This window comes from Comamonas humi (assembly GCF_054782535.1).
Genome location: NZ_BAAGSH010000014.1, coordinates 69,969 through 93,411, shown reverse-complemented (window position 1 = coordinate 93,411; position 23,443 = coordinate 69,969). Strand labels below are relative to the sequence as shown.

The following is a 23,443-nucleotide window of genomic DNA, read 5'->3' as shown; positions in this document are numbered from 1 at the left end:
CTTCGCTATCCGCGAAGGCGGCCGCACCGTGGGCGCTGGCGTCGTTGCCAAGATCATTGCGTAATTGATCGTTTTTGTAGGGGTATAGCTCAATTGGCAGAGCGTCGGTCTCCAAAACCGAAGGTTGTAGGTTCGATTCCTACTGCCCCTGCCACTTACTGAAGTGGATAACGAGCCCGCCCAATGAGTGCGGGCTTCGGCGTCTTGGTGGCGCCCATTTTGCAGGCTCATTGTTATGGCTGTTACGCAGGTTGAAACCGTAAATTCGGGTGCAGATAAGGCAAAGCTGTCCGCTGTTGTCTTGCTGGTGATTGCTGCTATTGCCGGCTTCTATTTGCTCGGCAAGCAGGGTGCGATTGTTCAGTGGGCGGTCTTGCTGGTCGGGCTGGTGTTGGCTGCGGTGACGTTCCTGGTTTCTGAGCCGGGCAAGCGTTTCGTTGGCTTCGCCAAGGATTCCTGGCGTGAAGTCAAGAAGGTGGTGTGGCCCACCCGCAAAGAGACCTTGCAGATGACGGCCTATGTTTTTGCTTTTGTCGTCATCATGTCCCTGTTTCTGTGGCTGACAGACAAGACGCTGGAATGGGTGTTGTACGACTTGATTCTGGGTTGGAGGAAGTGATGCCTAGCACGGATACGGCGATGGATTCGAATTCTGAACTGCCTGCAGGCTCCGCAAACCCCGATTTGCGCTGGTACATCGTGCATGCCTATTCCGGTATGGAGAAGGCTGTCGAGCGTAACATTCTGGAGCGCATTCACCGCTCGGACATGCAGCACAAGTTTGGTCGCATCCTGGTGCCGACCGAAGAAGTGGTCGAGATACGCAATGGCCAGAAGAAGACCGCCGAGCGGCGTCTCTTCCCTGGCTATGTGTTCGTCGAGATGGTGATGGATGACGACACCTGGCACCTGGTCAAGCACACCAGCAAAGTGACAGGTTTTGTCGGTGGTGCCAAGAATCGTCCGGTGCCGATCTCCGAGGCGGAAGTCCAGAAGATCGTCAGCCAGATGCAGGAAGGTGCGGAGAAGCCGCGCCACAAGGTTGAATTCATCGTGGGTGAGCTGATCCGTGTCAAGGAAGGCCCGTTCACTGATTTCAACGGAACCGTCGAAGAAGTCAACTACGAGAAGAACAGACTTCGGGTTTCTGTTATGATATTCGGCCGCTCGACTCCGGTTGAGCTCGAATTTGATCAGGTTGAGAAGACCTAAGCTCGAAAAAGCCTGATCTCACAAGCGCTTACGGACTCGGCGCATCAAAGAGTCCTTACCCCCCCCCGGGGAGCCTGTTGCATGTGATGCAGTGGGCGTTATCACCCGTCAGGAGCTAATATGGCAAAGAAAATTGTCGGCTTCATCAAGCTGCAAGTGCCAGCTGGTAAAGCCAATCCCTCGCCGCCGATCGGTCCCGCACTGGGTCAGCGCGGTCTGAACATCATGGAGTTCTGCAAGGCATTCAATGCGCAGACCCAAGGTGTGGAGCCTGGCCTGCCGCTGCCGGTGGTGATCACCGCTTTTGCGGACAAGAGCTTCACCTTCGTGATCAAGACGCCGCCCGCAACGGTGCTGATCAAGAAGGCCATCAAGCTGGACAAGGGTTCTTCGAACGCCTTGGCCACCAAGGTGGGCAAGATCACCCGCGCGCAGCTGGAAGAAATTGCAAAGACCAAGCTGAAGGACATGAACGCCGCTGACGTGGACGCCGCTGTGCGTACGCTGGCTGGCTCGGCCCGCTCGATGGGCGTGACGGTGGAGGGGCTGTAAATGGCTAAGCTGACCAAGAAGCAAAAGGCCCTGCAGGGCAAGGTGGACTCCACCAAGCTGTACGCATTTGCCGACGCCGTGGCCCTGGTGAAGGACGCCGCTACCGCCAAGTTCGATGAGTCCATCGACGTGGCGATCCAGCTGGGCGTGGATGCCAAGAAGTCGGACCAAGTGGTGCGTGGCGCTGTGGTGCTGCCCCATGGTACCGGCAAGACCACCCGCGTGGCCGTGTTCGCACAAGGCGCCAAGGCTGATGAGGCCAAGGCTGCCGGCGCTGACGTGGTGGGCATGGACGACTTGGCTGCCATGGTGAAGGCTGGCGACATGCCCTTCGACGTGGTGATCGCTGCCCCCGACGCCATGCGCGTGGTGGGTACGCTGGGCCAGATCCTGGGCCCGCGTGGTCTGATGCCTAACCCCAAGGTTGGCACCGTGACGCCTGACGTGGCTACCGCCGTGAAGAACGCCAAGGCTGGTCAGGTGCAGTTCCGTGTCGACAAGGCCGGCATCATCCACAGCACGATCGGTCGCCGCTCGTTCGAGAACGACAAGCTGCAGGGCAACCTGGCAGCACTGGTGGACGCCCTGAACAAGGCCAAGCCTGCATCGAGCAAGGGTCTGTACCTGCGCAAGGTGGCGGTGTCGTCGACCATGGGCCTGGGCGTCCGCGTGGACACCCAGACCATCGCGGCGTAATCGCGAAGAAATCATGCCGCCAGAGCGATCTGGCGCATGTGGTGGGCCGCTTCGGCAACGGGGCGGGCCATCCAAGACCGTTGGTGCACCCGCTTTCGGGTGGGGTGCTTAAAGATTGGCCAACGTAGATGGCGATCCCGCTGATGATGGAATTTGGTTTCCCTAACAGTTGGTCGCTGCAAACCAAGAGCGCGTACAAGGCTGGTGCCGCGTACGCATTTGAAGGAGTAGACCTTGAGTCTGAATCGCAGTGAGAAAGAAGCGGTCATCAATGAAGTGACCAGCCTCGCCGCTAAAGCTCAAACGCTTGTGTTCGCGGAATACCGCGGCATTACGGTCGCCGACATGACGAAGCTGCGCGTGGAAGCACGCAAGCAGGGCGTGAACCTGTCCGTGTTGAAGAACACGCTGGCTCGCCGCGCTGTAACTGGCAGCGCATTCGAAGTGGTGGCAGACCAGATGACCGGTCCGCTGATCTACGGCTTCTCGGAAGATGCAATTGCTGCCGCCAAGGTGGTGGCTGACTTCGCAAAGACCAACGACAAGTTGGTCATTCGCGGTGGTGCATTTGACGGCAAGGCCCTGGACGTCAACGGCGTGAAGCAACTGGCCAACATCCCCTCGAAGGAAGTTCTGCTGGCACAGCTGCTGGGCTTGATGCAATCCCCCATCTCTCGTACCGCCCGCGTGCTGGCCGCTCTGGCCGAGCAAAAGGGTGGCGGGGCAGAGGCAGTTGCCGCCTAAGGCGCGCTGTCAACCAACACATTGTTAGGAATTTGAAAAATGGCATTCGATAAAGACGCATTTTTGACCGCTCTGGACAGCATGACGGTCCTGGAACTCAATGACCTGGTGAAGGCCATTGAAGAGAAGTTCGGCGTGAGCGCTGCCGCTATGGCTGCTCCTGCTGCTGCTGGCGGCGGTGCCGCTGCTGCTGCGGAAGAGAAGACCGAGTTCAACGTGGTTCTGGCTGAAGCCGGTGCCAACAAGGTTGCCGTGATCAAGGCCGTGCGTGAAATCACCGGCCTGGGTCTGAAGGAAGCCAAGGACCTGGTCGACGGCGCACCGAAGAACGTGAAGGAAGGCGTTGCCAAGGCTGACGCTGAAGCCGCTGTCAAGAAGCTGGTTGAAGCTGGTGCCAAGGCTGAACTCAAGTAATTGAGTCCTGTCACCGAGGCTGGAGTGCTCGATGGGTGCTCCAGCCTTTGGCGCTTCTAGAAAGCGCCGGTGCAGAGAGCACCAAAAAATGGCCTGGCAGTTGTTGCCTGCGGCCATTTTTTAGTGTTTTCTACCATCCGACACTAGAAAACACCTTGGTTCGGGCGATGTGCAATGCATCGCCGTCAGCCATGGTTGGTAGTGGCCAACCGCCAAGCTGCAGACCCCTGTGCAGGGGTAGTCGTCGAACGCCCGATTCCATGTCTTTGCCCGGAGATTTCATGGCCTATTCTTACACCGAACGTAAGCGCATCCGCAAAAGTTTCGGCAGCCGCGACAGCGTGCTGACAGTGCCCTACCTGCTGCAAATGCAAAAAGACGCCTATACGGCATTCTTGCAGGCAGATACCCCCCCAAAGAAACGCAGCGACGAAGGTCTGCAGGCGGCTTTCAACTCAGCTTTCCCCATCGTCTCCCACAACGGCTTCGTGGAAATGAAGTTCGTGGAGTACAACCTGGCCAAGCCGGCGTTCGACGTGCGCGAATGCCAGACCCGGGGCCTCACCTTCTCCTCGGCCGTGCGGGCCAAGGTGCAGTTGATCATCTACGACCGTGAGTCGTCGACGCCCCAGTCCAAGGTGGTCAAGGAAGTGAAGGAGCAGGAAGTCTACATGGGCGAAGTGCCCCTGATGACCGACAAGGGTTCCTTCATCGTCAATGGCACCGAGCGCGTGATCGTCTCGCAGCTGCACCGCTCGCCTGGCGTGTTCTTCGAGCACGACAAGGGCAAGACCCACAGCTCGGGCAAGCTGCTGTTCTCGGCACGCATCATCCCCTACCGCGGCTCCTGGCTCGACTTCGAATTCGATCCGAAGGACCTGCTGTACTTCCGCGTTGACCGCCGCCGCAAGATGCCGGTGTCGATCCTGCTGAAGGCCATCGGCATGACGCCGGAGTCAATCCTGGCGACCTTCTTCGACAACGACAACTTCCGCCTGATGGACAGCGGTGCCCAGCTGGAGTTCGTCGGCGACCGCCTGAAGGGCGAAGTGGCACGTTTCGACATCACCGACAAGGCCGGCAAGGTCGTGGTGGCCAAGGACAAGCGCATCACCGCGCGCCACACCCGCGAGCTGGAGCAATCGGGCACGAAGTTCATCAGCGTGCCGGAAGACTTCCTGCTGGGCCGCGTCGTGGCCAAGAACATCGTCGATCCGGACACCGGTGAGATCGTGGCCAAGGCCAACGAGGAGCTGACCGAGGCGCTGCTGAAGAAGCTGCGCAGCGCCGGCATCCAGGACCTGCCCTGCATCTACACCAACGAACTGAACAACGGCGCCTACATCTCGCAAACGCTGCGTACCGACGAAACCGTGGACGAGTTCGCTGCGCGCGTGGCCATCTACCGCATGATGCGCCCCGGCGAGCCGCCAACGGAAGACGCCGTGCAGGCTCTGTTCCAGCGCCTGTTCTACAGCGCCGACACCTACGATCTATCGCGCGTGGGCCGCATGAAGTTCAACGCCAAGATCGGCCGCAACGAAGCGACCGGCCCGATGGTGCTGTCCAACGAAGACATCCTCGAGGTCGTGAAGATCCTGGTGGATCTGCGCAACGGCAAGGGCGAAGTGGACGACATCGATCACCTGGGCAACCGCCGCGTGCGTTGCGTGGGCGAACTGGCCGAGAACCAGTACCGCACGGGCCTGGCACGTATCGAGAAGGCCGTGAAGGAGCGTCTGGGCCAGGCCGAGCAAGAGCCGCTGATGCCGCACGATCTGATCAACAGCAAGCCGATCTCGGCCGCACTGAAGGAATTCTTCGGCGCGTCGCAGCTGTCGCAGTTCATGGACCAGACCAACCCACTGGCCGAAATCACGCACAAGCGCCGCGTCTCGGCCCTGGGCCCAGGCGGTCTGACCCGCGAGCGCGCCGGCTTCGAGGTGCGCGACGTGCACGTGACCCACTACGGCCGCGTCTGCCCGATCGAAACGCCTGAAGGCCCGAACATCGGTCTGATCAACTCGCTGGCTCTGTATGCGCGCCTGAACGAGTACGGCTTCATCGAGACGCCCTACCGCCGCGTGGTGGATGGCAAGGTCACGATGGAAATCGACTACCTGTCGGCCATCGAGGAAGGCAAGTACATCATCGCCCAGGCCAACGCCGAGCTGGATGCCGAAGGCCGCCTGACCGGCGACCTAGTGTCGGCCCGTGAGGCTGGCGAATCGACCCTGGTGTCCGCCGACCGCGTGCAGTACATGGACGTGTCGCCGGCGCAGATCGTGTCGGTGGCGGCGTCGCTGATCCCGTTCCTCGAGCACGACGACGCGAACCGCGCACTGATGGGCGCCAACATGTCGCGCCAGGCCGTGCCTGTGCTGCGTCCCGAGAAGCCCATGGTGGGCACGGGCATCGAGCGCGTCGCAGCTGTGGACTCCGGCACCGTGGTGACGGCACGCCGCGGCGGCATCGTCGACTATGTCGACGCGACCCGTATCGTGATCCGCGTGAACGACGACGAGGCCGTGGCCGGTGAAGTCGGTGTGGACATCTACAACCTGATCAAGTACCAGCGTTCCAACCAGAACACGAACATCCACCAGCGTCCGATCGTGAAGCGCGGCGACAAGCTGGCCAAGGGTGACGTGGTGGCCGACGGCGCCTCGACCGACCTGGGCGAAATCGCCATCGGCCAGAACATGCTGATCGCGTTCATGACCTGGAACGGCTACAACTTCGAGGACTCGATCCTGATCTCGGAGCGCGTGGTGGCCGAAGACCGCTACACCTCGATCCACATCGAGGAACTGGTGGTCATGGCCCGCGACACCAAGCTGGGCGCTGAGGAAATCACCCGCGACATCCCGAACCTGTCCGAGCAGCAACTCAACCGTCTGGACGAATCCGGCATCATCTACGTGGGTGCCGAAGTGCAGCCCGGCGACGTGCTGGTCGGCAAGGTCACGCCCAAGGGCGAGACCACGCTGACGCCTGAAGAGAAGCTGCTGCGTGCCATCTTCGGCGAGAAGGCTTCCGACGTGAAGGATACCTCGCTGCGCGTGGACCAGGGTTCGTCCGGCACCGTCATCGACGTGCAGGTCTTCACCCGCGAAGGCATCCAGCGCGACAAGCGCGCCCAGCAGATCATCGACGATGAACTCAAGCGCTTCCGCCTGGACCTGAACGACCAGCTGCGTATTGTCGAGGCCGATGCCTTCGACCGTATCGCCAAGCTGCTGACCGGCCGCGTGGCCAACGGTGGCCCGCAGAAGCTTGCCAAGGGCACGAAGATCGACAAGGCGTATCTGGACAGCGTGGAGAAGTTCCACTGGTTCGACATCCGTCCTGCCGAAGAAGAAGTGGCTGCCCAGCTCGAATCGATCAAGAACTCGATCGAGCAGCAGCGCCACAACTTCGACCTGGCCTTCGAAGAGAAGCGCAAGAAGCTCACCCAGGGCGATGAGCTGCCCGCCGGCGTGCTGAAGATGGTCAAGGTCTACCTGGCCGTCAAGCGCCGCCTGCAGCCCGGCGACAAGATGGCCGGCCGCCACGGCAACAAGGGTGTGGTCTCCAAGATCACGCCCGTGGAAGACATGCCTTTCCTGGCTGACGGTACCACTGCCGACATCGTGCTGAACCCGCTGGGCGTGCCTTCGCGCATGAACATCGGACAGGTGCTGGAAGTCCACCTGGGCTGGGCCGGCAAGGGCCTGGGCCAGCGCATCGGCGACATGCTGCAGAAGGAAGCCCGCGCTGCCGAAGTGCGCGCCTTCCTGGAAGAGGTCTACAACTCGCGCGGCCGCAAGGAAGAGCTCTCGCAGATCGGCGACGAAGAGATCATGGGCATGGCCAAGGAGCTGACCACCGGCGTGCCGTTCGCGTCGCCGGTGTTCGACGGCGCCTCCGAGCAGGAAATCAAGGACATGCTGAAGCTGGCGTATCCCGATGACCTGAAGGAGCGCAAGGGCCTGACCGAGAGCCGCACGCAGGCCTACCTGTATGACGGCCGCACCGGCGATCGCTTCGAGCGTCCGACGACCATCGGCTACATGCATTACCTGAAGCTGCACCACTTGGTCGACGACAAGATGCACGCGCGCTCCACGGGCCCGTACTCGCTGGTCACGCAGCAGCCGCTGGGCGGCAAGGCCCAGTTCGGCGGCCAGCGCTTCGGTGAGATGGAAATGTGGGCGCTGGAGGCCTATGGCGCCGCCTACCTGCTGCAGGAAATGCTGACGGTGAAGTCCGACGACGTGCAGGGCCGTACCAAGGTGTACGAGTCCATCGTCAAGGGCGAACACACGATCGAGGCCGGCATGCCGGAATCGTTCAACGTGCTGGTCAAGGAAATCCGTTCGCTGGGCCTGGACATCGAACTGGAACGTTCTTAATTTGAAAGGGAAAGAGTCATATGAAATCGCTACTCGACCTGTTCAAGCAATTTACGCCCGATGAGCATTTCGATGCCATCAAGATCGGCCTGGCTTCGCCCGAGAAGATCCGTTCGTGGTCTTTCGGCGAGGTGAAGAAGCCCGAGACCATCAACTACCGTACCTTCAAGCCCGAGCGCGATGGCCTGTTCTGCGCCAAGATCTTTGGCCCGATCAAGGACTACGAGTGCCTGTGCGGCAAGTACAAGCGCCTCAAGCACCGCGGCGTGATCTGCGAGAAGTGCGGCGTCGAAGTGACCCAGACCAAGGTGCGCCGTGAGCGCATGGGCCACATCGACCTGGCTGCGCCCTGCGCCCACATCTGGTTCCTGAAGTCCCTGCCTTCGCGCCTGGGCCTGGTGCTGGACATGACGCTGCGCGACATCGAGCGCGTGCTGTACTTCGAAGCCTACGTGGTGGTCGATCCTGGCATGACCCCGCTGAAGAAATTCAGCATCATGTCGGAAGACGAGTACGACAAGAACGTCGAAGAGTACGGTGACGAGTTCGTCGCCAAGATGGGTGCCGAGGGCATCAAGGACCTGCTCGAATCCATCGAGATCGAGTCCGAGATCGAGCGCCTGCGCGGCGATCTGACCGGCTCCGAAGTCAAGGTCAAGAAGAACGCCAAGCGCCTGAAGGTGCTGGAAGCCTTCAAGAAGTCCGGCATCAAGCCCGAGTGGATGGTGCTGCAGGTTCTGCCCGTGCTGCCTCCGGACCTGCGTCCGCTGGTGCCTCTGGACGGCGGCCGCTTCGCGACCTCCGACCTGAACGACCTGTACCGCCGCGTCATCAACCGCAACTCGCGTCTGCGCCGCCTGCTGGAGCTGAAGGCTCCGGAAATCATCGCGCGCAACGAGAAGCGCATGCTGCAGGAAGCCGTCGACTCGCTGCTGGACAATGGCCGCCGTGGCAAGGCCATGACGGGCGCCAACAAGCGTGCGCTGAAGTCGCTGGCCGACATGATCAAGGGCAAGAGCGGCCGCTTCCGCCAGAACTTGCTGGGCAAGCGCGTCGACTACTCGGGCCGTTCGGTCATTACCGTGGGCCCGACGCTCAAGCTGCATCAGTGCGGCCTGCCCAAGCTGATGGCGCTGGAACTGTTCAAGCCCTTCATCTTCGCGCAGCTCGAGCAGCGCGGCATCGCCACGACCATCAAGGCCGCGAAGAAGGAAGTCGAAACCGGCACGCCTGTGGTGTGGGACATCCTCGAAGAGGTGATCCGCGAGCATCCCGTGCTCCTGAACCGTGCGCCCACGCTGCACCGCCTGGGCATCCAGGCCTTCGAGCCCATCCTGATCGAAGGCAAGGCCCTGCAACTGCACCCGCTGGTCTGCGCGGCCTTCAACGCCGACTTCGACGGTGACCAGATGGCTGTGCACGTGCCGCTGTCCGTGGAAGCGCAGATGGAAGCCCGCACGCTGATGCTGGCCTCCAACAACGTGCTGTTCCCGGCGTCGGGCGAGCCTTCCATCGTTCCTTCGCAGGACGTGGTGCTGGGCCTGTACCAGGCGACGCGCGAGAAGATCAACGGCAAGGGCGAAGGCATGGTGTTCGCCGACCTCGGCGAAGTGCAGCGTGCACTGGACGCCGGCATGGTCGAGCGTGCCTCCAAGGTCAGCGTGCGACTGACCGAGTGGTCCAAGAACAAGACCACCGGCGAGTTCGAGCCTGCGACCAAGCTGGTCGAGACCACCGTGGGCCGTTCGCTGCTGTCCGAGATCCTGCCCAAGGGCCTGCCCTTCGAGAACATCAACAAGACGTTGAAGAAGAAGGAGATCTCCAAGCTCATCAACATCTCCTTCCGCAAGTGCGGTCTGAAGGAGACGGTGGTGTTCGCCGACAAGCTGCTGCAGAACGGCTTCGGCCTGGCAACGCGCTCGGGCATCTCGATCGCCATCGGCGACATGCTGGTGCCGCCGCAGAAGGCCGAGATCATCGGCCGCGCCGAAGCCGAGGTGAAGGAGATCGAGCAGCAGTACGTCTCGGGTCTGGTGACCTCGGGCGAGCGCTACAACAAGGTCGTGGACATCTGGGGCAAGGCCGGTGACGAAGTCTCCAAGGTCATGATGCAGCAGCTGGCCAAGGAGAAGACCATCGACCGCCACGGCAAGGAAGTGGAGCAGGAGTCCTTCAACGCCATCTACATGATGGCCGACTCGGGCGCCCGCGGCTCTGCCGCCCAGATCCGCCAGCTGGCCGGTATGCGTGGTCTGATGGCCAAGCCTGATGGCTCCATCATCGAGACGCCTATCACCGCGAACTTCCGCGAAGGCCTGAACGTGTTGCAGTACTTCATCTCCACGCACGGCGCCCGTAAGGGTCTGGCCGACACGGCGCTGAAGACCGCGAACTCGGGTTACCTGACCCGCCGTCTGGTCGACGTGACCCAGGATCTGGTGATCACCGAGATCGACTGCGGCACGCACAACGGCACGCTGATGCGCGCCGTGGTCGAGGGCGGTGAAGTGATCGAGTCGCTGCGCGACCGTATCCTGGGCCGTACCGCGGCCGACGAGGTGCTGCACCCCGAAACCCGCGCCGTGCTGGCGCAGGCCGGCGATCTGTTCGACGAAGAACTGATCGAAGACCTGGAAGCCGCTGGCGTGGACGAAGTGAAGGTGCGCACCGCGCTGACCTGCGAAACCCGCTACGGCCTGTGCGCCACCTGCTACGGCCGCGACCTGGGCCGCGGCGGCCTGATCAACCTCGGCGAAGCCGTGGGTGTGATCGCCGCCCAGTCCATCGGCGAACCCGGCACGCAGCTGACCATGCGTACCTTCCACATCGGTGGTGCCGCATCGCGCGCCGCCGTGGCCTCGAGCGTGGAAGCCAAGTCCAACGGTGTGGTCGGCTTCAACGCCGCCATGCGCTACGTGACCAACAACAAGGGCGAACTGGTGGTGATCTCGCGTTCCGGCGAAATCATCATCCAGGACGAGTACGGCCGCGAGCGCGAGCGCCACAAGCTGCCCTACGGCGCGACGCTGACCGTCAAGCCCGACCAGCAGATCAAGGCCGGCGCCATCCTGGCGAACTGGGACCCGCTGACCCGCCCCATCATTACCGAATACGCCGGCCAGGTGAAGTTCGAGAACGTGGAAGAGGGCCTGACGGTGGCCAAGCAGGTCGATGAAGTGACCGGCCTGTCCACGCTGGTGGTGATCGACCCCAAGCACCGCGGCTCTGCCAAGGTGGTGCGTCCGCAGGTCAAGCTGGCTGATGCCAACGGCCAGGAAGTCAAGATCCCCGGCACCGACCATGCGGTGACGATCGGCTTCCAGGTCGGCGCTCTGCTGCAGGTGCGTGATGGCCAGGAAGTGGGCCCCGGCGAAGTGCTGGCCCGTATCCCGATGGAAGGCCAGAAGACCCGCGACATTACCGGCGGTCTGCCGCGCGTGGCCGAGCTGTTCGAAGCCCGTACGCCCAAGGACAAGGGCTCGCTGGCCGAGATGACCGGCACGATCTCCTACGGCAAGGAAACCAAGGGCAAGGTGCGTCTGCAGATCACCGACCTGGAAGGCCGCGTCTGGGAAGAGCTGGTCTCGAAGGAGCGCAACATCCTGGTGCACGAAGGCCAGGTGGTGAACAAGGGCGAGCTGATCGTCGATGGCCCGGCCGATCCGCAGGACATCCTGCGCCTGCTGGGCATCGAGGAACTGTCGCGCTACATCGTCGATGAAGTGCAGGACGTGTACCGCTTGCAGGGCGTGAAGATCAACGACAAGCACATCGAGGTGATCGTTCGCCAGATGCTGCGCCGCGTCGTGGTCGAGAACCCGGGCGATTCGCACTACATCGCCGGCGAGCAGGTCGAGCGTTCGGAGATCCTGAACACCACCGACACGCTGCGTGGCGAGGACAAGATCCCCCCGACCTTCACCAACGTGCTGCTGGGTATCACCAAGGCCTCGCTGTCCACCGACAGCTTCCTGTCGGCGGCATCGTTCCAGGAAACGACCCGCGTGCTCACCGAGGCTGCCATCATGGGCAAGCGCGACGAGCTGCGTGGCCTGAAGGAGAACGTGATCGTCGGTCGCCTGATCCCTGCCGGTACCGGCCTGGCCTACCACCAGGCCCGCAAGGTCAAGGATGCGATGGACGAGGCCGAGCGCCGCGCCATCGCCGACGCCGAAGCCGCCGAGCTGGCTGAGGCCGAAGCCGTGACCAGCGCTGGCGACAGCGTCGCCGATCCGGCCGCGGACTGATCCGCAGGCGCCAGCGGCAGGACGCCTAGTCCGCGCCGCTGACGGATCCATCCCGCCCCTTCCGATCCGGAGGGGCGGGATTTTTTTTGGGAAAAATTGGCCTCTAGCGCTTATGTAATAAGCGCTAGCAGCTATAAAATACGTAGTATCTGCTGCAGCCTACCACCGCGGTGGCGCTCGCTGCGGCAGTATTCGCCCAGGACGTGTCCGCTGCGGCAGTGTCCACTGCGGCAAAATAGACGCCACATGAATCGCCCCTCCCGCCACACCGCCATGCCCACCGGCGCCGCGCCCGCGCTGGCGAGCCAGTTGCTGCCCGTGGCCGATGCCCTGGCCGCCGTGCGCCAGGGCCAGTCGGTCCGCACCGTGCTCGCGCGCGTCGATGCGGCGCAGCGTCCCGGCGTGCAGGCCCTGCTGTTCGAGGTGCTGCGCCACCTGGGCACGGCCGAGGCGCTGCGCGGCCGGCTGGCCGCCCGCAAGCCCGCCGCCCCGGCCGATGCCCTGCTGTGCAGCGCGCTGGCGGTGCTGCTGCCCGAGCCGCCGCGCTACGATGCCTTCACGCTGGTGAACCAGACCGTAGAAGCCGCCAAGCGCCGCCCGGCCACGCGCGCGCAGGCGGCTTTCATCAACGGCTGCCTGCGCCGCTTCCTGCGCGAACGTGATGCATTGATGGCGGCTGTCGAGGATGATCCCGTGGCCCGCTGGAACCACCCCCGCTGGTGGCTGCAGCGCCTGCAGCGCGACTATCCCGACCGCTGGCAAGACATCCTGCAGGCCAACAACGCCCAGGCGCCGCTGGCCCTGCGGGTGAACGGCCTCCAGGTCTCGCGCGATGCCTATCTGGCGCAGCTGGCCGAAGCCGGCCTGGATGCTGTCGCCGGCATCGGCCCGGCCTCCATCCTGTTGCGCCAGGCCGTGCCCGTCGACCAGTTGCCCGGCTTTGGCGAAGGCCGGGTGTCGGTGCAGGACTGCGCCGCGCAGATGGCGGCGCCGCTGCTGCTCGACGGCCTGGCCAAGCCGGCCGGCCGGCCCTGGCATGTGCTCGACGCCTGCGCGGCGCCGGGCGGCAAGACCGCGCACCTGCTCGAGCATGCGGGCGGCAGCGAGGCCGCCCAGGTCGTGGCCATCGAGGTCGATGCGCGGCGTGCCGAGCGCATGCAGGACACCTTGTCGCGCGTGGGCGTGCAGGCTGAGATGCTGGTGGCGGATGCATCCGACGTGCCGGCCTGGTGGCCCGCGCTGCAGGCGCGCCAGGGCATTGCCGGCTTTGACGCCGTGCTGCTCGATGCGCCGTGCTCGGCCTCGGGCATCGTGCGGCGCCAGCCCGATGTGCGCTGGCTGCGCCGTGCCACCGACATCGACCAGCTGGCCACCATCCAGCAGCGCCTGCTGCAGCAGCTGTGGCCGCTGGTGTTGCCGGGCGGGCGCTTGTTGTATTGCACCTGCTCGGTGTTCCGGCAGGAGGGCGAGGACCAGATCGAGCGCTTCCTGGCGGCGCATGCCGATGCACGGCGCCTGCCCGCGCCCGGCCACCTGCTGCCGCAGCGCCTGCTGGACGGCGGCGAGGCCGCCGACCTGGCGCGCGATCACGACGGCTTCTACTACGCGCTGCTGGAGCGGGTGGCGCCGTGATGGCGGGCGGCGTGCGCAACCTGCTGTGGCACCGGCTCGTCGCGGTGTGCATGGCATGCGCGCTCTGGGCCGGTTTGGCCCAGGCCGCGCCCAAGGTGGAGATGCAGCTCGAGCGCACGGCGGAGGGCGCGTTCACCAATATCGCGCTGCAGTTCGAGCTGTCGGAGCAGATCGAGGACGCGCTGAACAAGGGCGTGGCCGTCTATTTCGTGCAGGAGGCCGAGGTCATCGCCGAGCGCTGGTACTGGCGTGACCGGCGTGCGGCCAAGGCGGCGCGCTATCTGCGGCTGAGCTTCCAGCCGCTGACCCGGCGCTGGCGTCTGCACCTGTCGTCGTCGCCGTTCGCCGAATCCGGCATGGCGATGTCGCTCGGCCAGAGCTTCGACAGCCTGGAGGAGGTCATGGCCGTCATCAAGCGCGTGCGGCACTGGAAGATCGCCGATGCTGCAGAGATTGCCGGCGGCAGCGACTACCTGGTGAAGTTCAGCTTCCGGCTCGACATGACGCAGCTGCCGCGGCCCTTCCAGATCGGGCCCTTCGGCGCCAGCGGCCTGAACCTGCAGCTGAACACGCAGCTGCCGCTGCCCGAACTGGAGACGCCATGAAGGGCGACAAGGCTTCGTCGCTGCGGGCGGCCCATCCGTCGCGGCGCGTGCGCTGGTCCGTCATGGTGGGGTTGGCCGCGATCGCGGCGCTCGCGCTGCTGCTGCTGTTCCTGCTGTCCTTCGCCACCAACAACCGCGCGCTTTATGAGCGCAATTTCGGCTGGCTGCTCGGCGTCAACGTGGCGGTGGCCGTGCTGCTGCTGCTGGTGGTGCTGTGGGGCGCGGGCTATCTGCTGCGGCGCTTTCTGCACCGGCGCTTCGGCAGCAAGCTGCTGCTCAAGCTGGCGGCCACCTTCGCACTGGTGGGCGTGGCGCCGGGGCTGGTCATCTATTTCGTGTCGTACCAGTTCGTCTCGCGCTCCATCGAGAGCTGGTTCGACGTCAAGGTCGAGGGCGCGCTCGATGCCGGCGTGAGCCTGGCGCGCGTCACGCTCGATACCACGGCCAATGCCATGGCCGATCGCACCCGCACGGCCAGCGCGCAGCTGGCCCAGGTGTCCGATGCCTCGGCCGGCGTGGTGCTCGAGCGCATCAAGGACCAGCTGGGCGCCGACGACGTGGTGCTGTGGGGCGCCAACGGCCAGGCCATTGCCAGCACGGGCCAGTCGCGCTTCGTGCTGAATCCCGATCGGCCGCCCAGCACCTTGCTGCGCGCGGCAGCGCAGCAGCAGCGCAGCTTCCAGATCGAAGGGCTGGACGACATGACGGCTGCGGCAGACGCCGAGCCCAAGGCCCGCGTGAAGACGCTGGCGCTGGTGGCCAGCAACGACCTGGGCCTGGTGCCGGATGCACGCTTTCTGCAGGCCACGATGGCGCTGCCGCCGGCACTCGTCTCCAACGCGATCAAGGTGCAGGAGGCGAACCGCGAATACCAGGAGCGGGCGCTGGCCCGCGACGGCCTGCGCCGCATGTACATTGGCACGCTGACCCTGAGCCTGTTCCTCGCCGTGTTCGGTGCCATCGTGTTGGCGGTGCTGCTGGGCAACGAGCTGGTGCGCCCGCTGCTCGTGTTGGCCGAGGGCGTACGCGAAGTGGCCTCGGGCAACCTGCGGCCCAAGCCGGCCCTGCACAGCAAGGACGAGCTCAGCGGCCTGACGCGTTCGTTCGCCGAGATGACGCAACAGCTGCTCGATGCGCGCCGGGCGGTGGAGCGCAGCATGCGCCAGGTCAACGAAGGCCGCCAGAGCCTGCAGGCCATCATGGACAACCTCACGTCCGGCGTGATCGTGCTCGACGAGCGCGGCGCCATCCTCACCTCCAACCCCGGCGCGACGCGGATCCTGCGCGTGCCCATGGCCGCCTACGAAGGGAAATTGTTGCCAGATGTGCAGGGGCTGGAAGTGTTTGCGCACGAGGTGTCGCAGCAGTTCGCGCAACTGCACGAGGCTTCGTCCGAGCGCCGGCTCGACCACTGGCAGCGCGCCTTCGATCTGCATGCCGAGCCGCACCACCTGCACAGCCAGGACAGCATCAACCTGATCGCGCGCGGCGCCATGCTGCCCGACAACCGCCGGCTGCTGGTGTTCGACGACATCTCCGAGATCGTCTCCGCGCAGCGGGCCCAGGCCTGGGGTGAGGTGGCGCGCCGCCTCGCGCATGAGATCAAGAACCCGCTGACGCCCATCCAGCTGTCCGCCGAGCGGCTGCAGATGAAGCTCGAGGCCAAGCTCGACGAGCCGGGCCGCGCGGTGCTGAACAAATCCGTGACCACCATCGTTGACCAGGTGGATGCGATGAAGCGCCTGGTCAACGAGTTCCGCGACTATGCGCGGCTGCCCGCCGCGGACCTGCAGCCGCTGGACCTGAATAACTTGATTACAGACACGCTGCACCTCTATGGTGTAGAAAACGCAACCGTGCCCATCGAAGCCGATCTGGACCCGACTGCGCCGCGCGTGATGGGCGATGCCCAGCAACTGCGGCAGGTGATCCACAACCTGCTGCAGAACGCGCAGGACGCCACGCAGCAGGCCGGCAAGCCCGATGCGCCCGTGGCGCCGGTCCGGATATCGACCCGGTGGGGTGGCGGCGAGCGGGTGCGCTTGACCATTGCTGACAGTGGCAGCGGCTTTGCGGACCCTATATTGCAGCGGGCTTTCGAGCCCTATGTGACCACCAAGTCCAAAGGCACGGGGCTGGGGCTGGCGGTGGTCAAGAAGATCGCCGACGAGCACCACGCGCGCATAGAAATTTCAAATCGAACGGAGGGAGAAAAAATCCTGGGCGCCCAAGTGTCGCTATCATTGATGGCTGCTGTTGCCGCATAGGCGCGGACTCAAGCTGCGTACCGGATTCTCGAAAAACTATGGCAAATATTCTGGTTGTCGACGACGAATTAGGCATTCGGGATCTTCTGTCGGAGATCCTCAATGACGAAGGGCATAGCGTGGACGTGGCGGAGAACGCGACCCAGGCCCGGGCGGCGCGCAACGAAGGCCAGTACGACCTCGTGCTGCTGGACATCTGGATGCCCGACACCGATGGCGTTTCGCTGCTCAAGGAGTGGTCCATGTCCAGCATGCTGACCATGCCGGTCATCATGATGAGCGGCCACGCCACCATCGACACAGCGGTCGAGGCCACGCGCATCGGCGCATTCTCCTTCCTCGAAAAACCCATCACCATGCAGAAGCTGCTTAAGGCGGTGGAGCAGGGGCTGCAGCGCAATGTACCCGCGTCTGCCGCGCAGGTGAATGGCGGCGCCTCGTCCTCGGCGGCGGTGATCGAGGTGGCTCCGGGGGCAGGCCCATCCGCAGGCCACGGCACCATGGTGTCGGCCGTCCCCGCGGCTGCCGACGCGCTGCCGGATGCACGCCAGGGCTTCGACCTGGACCGGCCGCTGCGCGAGGCGCGCGATGGCTTCGAGAAGGCGTACTTCGAATTCCACCTGGCCCGCGAAGGCGGCTCGATGACCCGCGTGGCCGAGAAGACCGGGCTGGAGCGTACCCACCTCTACCGCAAGCTGCGCCAACTGGGCGTGGACCTGACGCGGAACAAAAAAGGCTAATTTCAGTACTTTCCCGAAACGCTGCTTTTTTCGGGCTATAATTCGATTCGTTGGCCCGGTAGCTCAGTTGGTAGAGCAGCGGATTGAAAATCCGCGTGTCCGTGGTTCGATTCCGCGCCAGGCCACCAACATCTTTCCAAAGCCCATCCATTGCGATGGGCTTTTTGCTTTGGGCGGACGGCCATGGGGCCCTGGTGGCCTTCAGGGTGTTCGGGCTGGGTTCGGGGGCTAGGACTGCTTGCGCTCGCTCCTGCTGGGGTCTGCGACTGTCACAGAACGATCCCCGGCGGGCAGGGTACCAATTTCATGAGCGCGAAGCCGCCATCTAATGTGATGCTTGAAGCCAACCACAGGCGAAGCGCTCAAGCGCGCTCTGCATTCCTCCTGCCTTTCTTCTAGACATCAGCCAACTCAAGCCCTCTTGGTGGCTGGACGGCGATGCTCAACGTCCGGGTCGGGCGTTGTTCTGTTAGAAGGGAATTGCTTCGCAGATTGCTTGCAGTTCGTCCTTGCCATTCGCCGGAAGCGCATCCCACCAATCAGGCTTCGACACCAATTCAATCAGCTTCTCAAGGTCCTTGCCAGCATGGCCAGGGGGCAAGTAGCTTTCAAGCGCTCCCAATGACAGAACGAAAACTTGCTCAGCCCACTTCGCTTTCAGGAACTCTTTAAGATGCATTCGCTCTTCTGGCTGCAGGTCGATGCGCAGTCGGCTCTGCCGAGCCTTAATGTACTCCCAAAGCTCCGTTAATGCAGTGACGTCGGCAGTTTTGAGCGCCCTGTCCATCTCCGTGATGAGGCTAGTTGCATCGACGCTCGTCGGGTCGTCCACCACCTTATCCTTAAGGGCCTTTGCGGACGTTTTGAACAGCGCCTTCAATGACGAGTCTCCTACCTCGCGAACGTAGTCCAAGTCGGCAATCACCACGTGTGGGACCTTGAATGCGTTGAGGAGGTTGGCATACTGCTTGAATAGATTCTTTCCGCCTACGCTAATGACTTCGAAGACCCGACCAGAGTTCTGCTGTTTGCCAAAGCGCCGAAAGAGGGCCTCGAAAAATATGCGATCAGATATACCTTCAACCAAAATGACAAGGTCCGAGAAAAACACTCTTTCGTTGTTTTGGCTGTTCACGATGTTGAACAGGTGTTTGGCGCCAGGCAATTGCTCAGAGCCATTCAAGGTGACGATTCGGCTGCGCTGTTGATCGGAGTAAACGCGTGAGATGTACTTGATGGTCGCCGGCGATGCAAATGCAGGTGAGTGTGTCGCCATCAAGAACTGGTTCCCGGTGTCTTTGGCGAGGCGCTCGAAGAGCTCCAGGAGAATCTTCTGCCAACGAGGGTGCAAGTGAAGCTCTGGCTCATCAATGACTATGAGCGCATCCTTGACGTTTAGCGCGTAGATAGCGAACAAGTAGGTCATTAGCTCGCGCTCTCCCGACGATGCCGCCGAAAGTCGGAACCTAGAGCCTTGCTTGTCCAGGATCATCTCGTACCGGTTCGTCTTTATGTCCGTGCACTCGAAGTCCCAGCGATAACCCAGTGTTTCAAGGGTATCCGTGAGCTTCGCAGTGCCTGGGTCCGCCTTGAACTTCTGCTTGGTCCGCCCATCTGCCTTCTCAAGCAGAGCGCGATAGCGTTCAGCCATCCGGCCAACCGCGAGCGTTGTTATGGCGCTTGACGAGCGTGAAGAGGCTGCATCAACAGTCCTCTTGTAGTCCTGTTCATTGAAGTTTGCCAAGACTACGCTGGCAGACATATCACCAGATGATCGTGTCACGGGGAGGAAAATCATCGGAGTCGATAGAGGCAGTTCAGAGAATTCCTCTCGAACACGGTTGTGCACCTCGTAGTTCTGCAGATAGCTCATGAAGGCTAGCTCTGCAGGCGTTAGGTTTTCTTGTATCAGTTGACCGTTAACTATGGAATACGTGTAGATCTTTCCAGCAACAACCTCATCAATCTGCCAGTGCACGGCGTCAGCGATGGCGATGTTCACATACTTGTGGCGAGCCCGCTCCTGCAGCGCACTCGCATCTTTCTTCGCAAGTACCATGCTCTTAACGTCGGTAGGAGTGACTTCGATTGAGAGCTCGATTCGCTGCTCTTCGGTTTCAGCGGCGCTGTGCTTTTCAAGTAGGTCGGCGGAGAAGCCGTCGTTATGAGTCCATTCGAATCGCTCCTGTTGCCCGGTAACGGGCGAGTGGCGAGGAATCCAGGATTTCAGAAGGTGGATGCGAAGCGCCAACACAGCGGTGTCGAGAAGGTTCGTTTTACCGCCCCCATTGGGCCCGATGATGATTGAAATCTCCTCAACGAGTTCGAAGGTCTGCTCTGCAAGGAAGCTGCGAACGTTCTTCAATTTGATTTTTCGAAGTTTCATAGTGTCAGTGAACAAGAGATTTGGTCAAAACGGCTGTCTTGGAACCACCCTGTACCGCTTTCGAGGTGACCTTGCGTCGGGTCCATTTGGCCGATCTACACGGTGTCATAGGGTTGGATTTTTGCTCTTTAGAGTACCCGAAAGCCAACGCTCGCGGGTGGCCACTTCTGGCCGACAACTGTTATCTCGCCGACTATTCCAAGTTCGCAGCCACTGAGTGACCGGGGCCCTTCGCTGGTTACCTGCAAGCTCCTTGAGTAGAGTCGCCTCTTCATCGCCGTTGAAATAGGCCAGTGGCTGTCAAGCGCCTTGAAAAGTCCGCGTGTTCATGGTTCGATTCCGCGACCGCCGCCAACATTTTCAGCAGAGTTCATCCATTGCGATGGGCTTTTTGCTTTGCACGGGCCTCCATGGGGCCGTGGTGGCCTTCGCGGTGTTCGGACAGGGTTCGGGTACTAGGACTGCTTGTGCTCGCTTCTGCTGGGGGGCTGCGATGGTCACAGATTACTGGGTTGCTACTATGTCGCTCCGTCCTATTTGTAGTCTGTCATGACCCTCAGTTCCCACCGCGATCGTTCGGATACTCTATCCGCGCCGCGCCTTTCTACGGTCAAGCGCCTGTTTGCCGTGTCGATGAACCGTTGTGCGTTCCCAGGTTGTTCGACGCCCGTGATAGATCCGGAAACGCAAACCGTCCTTGGTGAGATTTGCCATATCCATGCGCAGAGCGAGGGAGGCCCTCGTTTCAACGATGATCTAACGACAGAGCAGATACACGGCTTCGAAAACCTCATTCTTATGTGCGGTACGCATCATAAGCTGATCGACGAGCCAGGGAATGAGGCGACCTACTCTGCCGCCTATCTTATGGGCCTCAAAGTAGCCGTCGGGCATAGCGGTAGCAAAACCGAAACCGAACTGTCCAATGAGCAGGCCACGGTATTGATTCAGCAGAGCGTGGTTTACGAAGAGAACGCTGTTCATATGGACTTCCGCCAAGCCGTTTTTCGCGTTGGCGGAGAAGGCGGCCAGTGGGGAGGCGGCGGTGGTGCTGGTGGCACGCTGACGATTGTTGGTAGCCATCGCTTACCACCTAGCGCAATCGTAAATGCGAATGGTCGTGACGGAGCGGCGCCCGGCGGCGGTGGAGGCGGTGGGGGCGCGATTGTCTTCGTCGGCCGAGCCGTAGACGTCCAAGAAATCCGAACTGGTTTTGAAATTTCGAGCATCTTTGCGGCGGACGCGACGTCAGGCGAGGGGCTATTCAACGCTCTCGGTGCAGGATGGGGATATTGTCGAGTTGGAAGCTTGCCGGCCAATGCAACGGTCAGGTTTGTGGTCGTCGTGGAGACGGCCGGGATCGAGGAGGACGCACTGATCCGGCTTACCCTCGATGTGATGACGCCGAGTGGTGAAATCGCGGGTATTCAGGTGATCGACATACCGGGCAGCCCAAGTCAGGATTTGACACCTAGGCACGTCGCTCGGTGCGTTGTGTCATTCGCCGTTGCAGAGTTGGGGGTGTGGGAATTCCACGTACGTTCTGGCGATATACGTCTTAAGACTCATCGGATCGAATTCCGGTAGGGTTGATTCTTCGCTTCTATAGAGGTCGAATACCAACCCGTGGCCACCTCATCAGTTGAACACCTGATTTTTGGCTTCGGCCGATGAAAAATTTCGTCCTCGCGAATTAAATGACTGCGAGCTTGGCTGGGTCGATGTCTGAGCGACGGTGCAGGCGAAGGCCACCAGCTGGCCGAGCTGCAACTTGGTAAGCCTTCGGAACAAAGTTTTCATGAACAACTAAAGTATACCGGCTCACCGCTTAGAGATCTGCATACCAAATGAGGAAAAGACATGGACATCGATTCTGAAAGTGAACAAAAGAAGAGCCCTCAATGGGATATCAAATTGACCGAGGAACTGGTTACTGCGGCATTCGGCATAGCGCAGTGGAGGAAGGCGCACCCAAGCGTAAGGTCCATGGCAGACAGACCTATGCTCTGCCACTACCACTACCATGAGGCCTTGGGCATGATGAACGAGTACATCGAAGCCAATCTGACGGAGATTGGCTTGTTTGGTGTTTGTGATGATGAGTTTAGTGAGCTGATGCTGAAGATCAGGGCGAATATCGTGGCCTTCGTCCAAAGCCTGCATGCAGTGGCAGACACTTGCTCTCACATGCTCTATTACGCACTGGCCCTGGACAAGCTCCCCAAGCCTCTCAAGGAGAGGGATATCTATGCCAAGGAAGTTCTCAAGGTCCTAGAGCAGCAACGTGATGCAGGACATTCTGAGTACTATAAGCTCTGTAGGTTGTTCCGCGAGGTCACAACTGGCGACGACTACAAGTACCTTTGTGCCTTGACCAATACATCAAAGCACCGCCACATCGTCCGCCCTGAATTAAACGAGGACTTCACAGGCAAGCGGGAAGAGAAGTGGATTCTTTTCTTGGAGCCGTTCTCGCACGCAGGAGAATTATTTAAAAGACTAACGCTCGTGAATTCATGCAGAAGGAACACGATCGTATCCAGCCTCTGACCGTAAACATTGGCGTGGAATTGAACGAAATCTTGAAAGGTTTCCAACCTTTGAAGTCTACGACTCAGGCTATTGAAGAAGGCTACTAAAGAGCCTCTGTCGTGACTGCATGACCAAAACTATGAGTTGAGCAAATGTGTCAACAGACTGCTCCTAGCCGATCTGCGACTGTCACAGAACCCAAAGCAGACAACTAAACTACTGACGCCGGATTTAAGCCGCCTCGCGGCCTCGGCTTGAGCGAATTGTTAGACCTTAGGCTGCTGCGATGCGGCGGGGGTGTGAGGCGCAGTTGCTGGTTGGGTGGTGGGTGCAATGCGATCTGCAAGTTTTGTGGCTGCGGCGCCTAGTACTGCCCCGAGGATGGCTGAAACAACCGCGACAATGATGCTATCTGCATTGCGCTGGACGAAGCTCCTACCATCCTTGGATTCATGAGTAAGTAGTAATCCGTGCTTACGTAACTGAATAAAGTTGATCCAGATGTACCAAGCAAGGGCCAACCCAATAATGCCGAAGAAGACCTGCTGCACGGACTTAAACGCAGGTAGTAAAGATAGGACTTGCGAGCCAATCATGAGTAGAAAAACCCTAGAGTCTTTGTACATGAACCTAGGTGATCTTTCTGCGGTCGAAAGGACAGCGGCGATACGCACAAACATGCCGGATGACACGAGATCATCGCTGCTCGCGTAAAGGCGAGCCGACATCGGAGAAAGATCGACAGTGAGATACGGGCGCAGGGCGCTTACCTTTAATTCCCGCGGGCTCTTGCCAAGCAAATGGCCTGCAAGCTCGTCGACGCTTTCGTACTCTATGCCATCTGCGATTATTCTCACCTGTTCCGCGGGTGCAAGGATTGTGAGGATCTCTCGAAGCCCATCGAGAGGCAGCACCAAGGGTAAAAATTGACGAGATTGGGTCGCTTCAAGTCGCTTCAATGCTGCCTCCTAAGGCTTAACTAGATTTAAATGACAGGAAAATGCTCGTCATTCGTATATGAA

At 61.3% G+C, this 23,443-nt stretch carries 16 protein-coding genes and 2 tRNA genes; 16 read left to right on the top strand and 2 right to left on the bottom strand.

The annotated features are described in order from the left end of the window. Window positions 1-78: 78 nt before the first annotated feature. The 14 genes from ACYVKR_RS15845 to ACYVKR_RS15780 all read left to right on the top strand — a co-directional run bounded on the left by ACYVKR_RS15845 (window position 79) and on the right by ACYVKR_RS15780 (window position 17,631). A tRNA-Trp gene (locus tag ACYVKR_RS15845) sits at window positions 79-154 on the top strand. 81 nt (window positions 155-235) lie between these two features. Next, window positions 236-619 (top strand): preprotein translocase subunit SecE, encoded by a 384-nt coding sequence (gene secE, locus ACYVKR_RS15840; protein WP_460481898.1) that lies wholly within the window; start codon window positions 236-238, stop codon window positions 617-619. 20 nt (window positions 620-639) lie between these two features. After that, window positions 640-1,212, top strand: coding sequence for a transcription termination/antitermination protein NusG (gene nusG, locus ACYVKR_RS15835; protein WP_460481897.1), 573 nt, complete (start codon window positions 640-642; stop codon window positions 1,210-1,212). A gap of 120 nt (window positions 1,213-1,332) precedes the next feature. Then, window positions 1,333-1,764 carry a 50S ribosomal protein L11 gene (gene rplK, locus ACYVKR_RS15830; RefSeq protein ID WP_460481896.1) on the top strand — a complete coding sequence of 144 codons (432 nt, stop codon included), beginning with the start codon at window positions 1,333-1,335 and terminating at the stop codon, window positions 1,762-1,764. Further along, window positions 1,765-2,460 carry a 50S ribosomal protein L1 gene (gene rplA / locus ACYVKR_RS15825; RefSeq protein WP_460481895.1) on the top strand — a complete coding sequence of 232 codons (696 nt, stop codon included), beginning with the start codon at window positions 1,765-1,767 and terminating at the stop codon, window positions 2,458-2,460. It abuts the gene before it with no gap. 234 nt (window positions 2,461-2,694) lie between these two features. Next, window positions 2,695-3,204, top strand: a complete 510-nt coding sequence (gene rplJ, locus ACYVKR_RS15820) for a 50S ribosomal protein L10 (RefSeq protein ID WP_460481894.1) — start codon at window positions 2,695-2,697, stop codon at window positions 3,202-3,204. Between the two features lie 39 nt (window positions 3,205-3,243). Further along, window positions 3,244-3,618, top strand: a complete 375-nt coding sequence (gene rplL, locus ACYVKR_RS15815; protein ID WP_460481893.1) for a ribosomal protein bL12 — start codon at window positions 3,244-3,246, stop codon at window positions 3,616-3,618. 281 nt (window positions 3,619-3,899) lie between these two features. Continuing rightward, window positions 3,900-8,012, top strand: a complete 4,113-nt coding sequence (gene rpoB / locus ACYVKR_RS15810) for a DNA-directed RNA polymerase subunit beta (RefSeq protein WP_460481892.1) — start codon at window positions 3,900-3,902, stop codon at window positions 8,010-8,012. Window positions 8,013-8,032: 20 nt separating this feature from the next. Next, window positions 8,033-12,259, top strand: coding sequence for a DNA-directed RNA polymerase subunit beta' (gene rpoC / locus ACYVKR_RS15805; RefSeq protein WP_460481891.1), 4,227 nt, complete (start codon window positions 8,033-8,035; stop codon window positions 12,257-12,259). Between the two features lie 246 nt (window positions 12,260-12,505). Beyond that, the gene (rsmB, locus tag ACYVKR_RS15800; RefSeq protein WP_460481890.1) at window positions 12,506-13,891 is read left to right on the top strand and encodes a 16S rRNA (cytosine(967)-C(5))-methyltransferase; all 1,386 of its coding nucleotides are present in this window, start codon (window positions 12,506-12,508) and stop codon (window positions 13,889-13,891) included. Further along, window positions 13,891-14,496: a DUF4390 domain-containing protein gene (locus ACYVKR_RS15795; protein WP_460481889.1), complete on the top strand. Its 606-nt coding sequence runs from the start codon at window positions 13,891-13,893 to the stop codon at window positions 14,494-14,496. The genes rsmB and ACYVKR_RS15795 overlap by 1 nt, the downstream gene beginning before the upstream one ends. Next, entirely contained in the window at window positions 14,493-16,763 is a 2,271-nt protein-coding gene (locus tag ACYVKR_RS15790; protein ID WP_460481888.1) for a sensor histidine kinase, read from the top strand. Before ACYVKR_RS15795 ends, ACYVKR_RS15790 begins: the two co-directional genes overlap by 4 nt. 38 nt (window positions 16,764-16,801) lie before the next feature. Continuing rightward, on the top strand, window positions 16,802-17,503 hold the full coding sequence (locus ACYVKR_RS15785) for a response regulator (protein WP_460481887.1): 702 nt from the start codon (window positions 16,802-16,804) through the stop codon (window positions 17,501-17,503). A gap of 52 nt (window positions 17,504-17,555) precedes the next feature. Beyond that, window positions 17,556-17,631: transfer RNA gene (locus ACYVKR_RS15780), tRNA-Phe, on the top strand. A 341-nt stretch (window positions 17,632-17,972) separates the two neighbouring features. Here ACYVKR_RS15780 and ACYVKR_RS15775 read toward each other — a convergent pair. Beyond that, a complete protein-coding gene (locus ACYVKR_RS15775) occupies window positions 17,973-19,889 on the bottom strand; it encodes an AAA family ATPase (protein WP_460481903.1) in 1,917 nt (638 codons plus the stop codon). Window positions 19,890-20,438: 549 nt separating this feature from the next. Between ACYVKR_RS15775 and ACYVKR_RS15770 the strand changes: the two genes are divergently transcribed. Further along, entirely contained in the window at window positions 20,439-21,476 is a 1,038-nt protein-coding gene (locus ACYVKR_RS15770; RefSeq protein ID WP_460481886.1) for an HNH endonuclease, read from the top strand. A 273-nt stretch (window positions 21,477-21,749) separates the two neighbouring features. Beyond that, complete coding sequence (locus ACYVKR_RS15765; RefSeq protein WP_460481885.1) at window positions 21,750-22,439, top strand: hypothetical protein; 690 nt, start codon at window positions 21,750-21,752, stop codon at window positions 22,437-22,439. Window positions 22,440-22,687: 248 nt separating this feature from the next. On the opposite strand, the gene ACYVKR_RS15760 is transcribed toward ACYVKR_RS15765, so the two are convergent. Further along, window positions 22,688-23,380 (bottom strand): hypothetical protein, encoded by a 693-nt coding sequence (locus ACYVKR_RS15760; RefSeq protein WP_460481884.1) that lies wholly within the window; start codon window positions 23,378-23,380, stop codon window positions 22,688-22,690. Window positions 23,381-23,443: the final 63 nt, after the last annotated feature.

Excerpts from the sequence above, each read along its gene's own strand:
- nusG (WP_460481897.1), top strand. The coding sequence starts at position 640 with ATGGATTCGAATTCTGAACTGCCTGCAGGCTCCGCAAACCCCGATTTG.
- rsmB (WP_460481890.1), top strand. The coding sequence starts at position 12,506 with ATGAATCGCCCCTCCCGCCACACCGCCATGCCCACCGGCGCCGCGCCC.
- secE (WP_460481898.1), top strand. The coding sequence starts at position 236 with ATGGCTGTTACGCAGGTTGAAACCGTAAATTCGGGTGCAGATAAGGCA.
- rplK (WP_460481896.1), top strand. The coding sequence starts at position 1,333 with ATGGCAAAGAAAATTGTCGGCTTCATCAAGCTGCAAGTGCCAGCTGGT.
- rplA (WP_460481895.1), top strand. The coding sequence starts at position 1,765 with ATGGCTAAGCTGACCAAGAAGCAAAAGGCCCTGCAGGGCAAGGTGGAC.
- ACYVKR_RS15790 (WP_460481888.1), top strand. The coding sequence starts at position 14,493 with ATGAAGGGCGACAAGGCTTCGTCGCTGCGGGCGGCCCATCCGTCGCGG.
- ACYVKR_RS15765 (WP_460481885.1), top strand. The coding sequence starts at position 21,750 with ATGGACATCGATTCTGAAAGTGAACAAAAGAAGAGCCCTCAATGGGAT.
- rplL (WP_460481893.1), top strand. The coding sequence starts at position 3,244 with ATGGCATTCGATAAAGACGCATTTTTGACCGCTCTGGACAGCATGACG.
- rpoC (WP_460481891.1), top strand. The coding sequence starts at position 8,033 with ATGAAATCGCTACTCGACCTGTTCAAGCAATTTACGCCCGATGAGCAT.
- ACYVKR_RS15795 (WP_460481889.1), top strand. The coding sequence starts at position 13,891 with ATGGCGGGCGGCGTGCGCAACCTGCTGTGGCACCGGCTCGTCGCGGTG.
- rpoB (WP_460481892.1), top strand. The coding sequence starts at position 3,900 with ATGGCCTATTCTTACACCGAACGTAAGCGCATCCGCAAAAGTTTCGGC.
- ACYVKR_RS15775 (WP_460481903.1), bottom strand. The coding sequence starts at position 19,889 with ATGAAACTTCGAAAAATCAAATTGAAGAACGTTCGCAGCTTCCTTGCA.
- ACYVKR_RS15785 (WP_460481887.1), top strand. The coding sequence starts at position 16,802 with ATGGCAAATATTCTGGTTGTCGACGACGAATTAGGCATTCGGGATCTT.
- ACYVKR_RS15770 (WP_460481886.1), top strand. The coding sequence starts at position 20,439 with ATGACCCTCAGTTCCCACCGCGATCGTTCGGATACTCTATCCGCGCCG.